2 protein-coding genes are annotated in these 703 nt (G+C 36.1%); both read left to right on the top strand.

All coding sequences use genetic code 11. The annotated features are described in order from the left end of the window. Positions 1–106: 106 nt before the first annotated feature. On the top strand, positions 107–319 hold the full coding sequence (locus KCG35_RS25915) for an HP1 family phage holin (RefSeq protein WP_215822796.1): 213 nt from the start codon (positions 107–109) through the stop codon (positions 317–319). A 73-nt stretch (positions 320–392) separates the two neighbouring features. Beyond that, positions 393–703: CDP-alcohol phosphatidyltransferase family protein (locus KCG35_RS25910; protein WP_215822794.1), on the top strand; the 311-nt coding region annotated here is incomplete at its 3' end.

The raw sequence follows: 703 nt of genomic DNA, 5'->3' as shown, positions 1-703 counted from the left end.
CACGTGGGTTTTTTTATGTCTAAAAAATACTGTGAGATAAACATAGCACTTGTCTTGTACTAAAAAGCCTTGTTTTTTTACATCCAATAATGAAAAGGTTAATACTATGTTACCAGAAAAGCTTGTTTCCAACGCACCTTATGCAGCCAGTGCCGTGACTGTATTAGCGGGGTTTACGGTGAGTGATTGGGGTGTCATTATCGGTGTAACCTTAATCACAGTCATCGTGAACTGGATATATAAGCATAGGCAAGATAAGCGGGAAACGGTGATATTTAATCAGAGAATGAACAAAGTGGATACAACATTTAGTGAGTAGGTATTCAACTTGATATCAACTATCAATAGTTTACTATGTTATTGGTCATATTCACCATAAGTTGGTTTTTGGAATGATATTAAACTATGTTCCCATTTCTTTTATTTATTTCCGGTTTTTGTTGGGACCAGCACTATTAATCGGAGCCTTCTATGATATCAACGACTATTGGTATGTTATTGGCGTGAGCTTGGGATTCCTATCAGATCTGTTTGATGGGATTATTGCTAGAAGACTCGGGGTATCAACTGACAAACTACGTTCGTTAGATAGTTGGGCAGATACTTTATTTTATAGCTGCTTGCTCATCATAGCTTTTTATAAATATCATTCAGAGCTTATGGTGATAATTATTCCACTGATCATACTAATAAGCTTGGAGGT

This window comes from Zooshikella harenae (assembly GCF_018837975.1).
In the GTDB taxonomy this organism is placed as follows: Bacteria; Pseudomonadota; Gammaproteobacteria; order Pseudomonadales; family Zooshikellaceae; genus Zooshikella; species Zooshikella harenae.
This window is presented reverse-complemented; position numbering and strand designations above follow the sequence as displayed.

Bases quoted from the DNA above. Each gene is read 5' to 3' on its own strand.
- KCG35_RS25915 (WP_215822796.1), top strand. From the start codon at position 107: ATGTTACCAGAAAAGCTTGTTTCCAACGCACCTTATGCAGCCAGTGCC.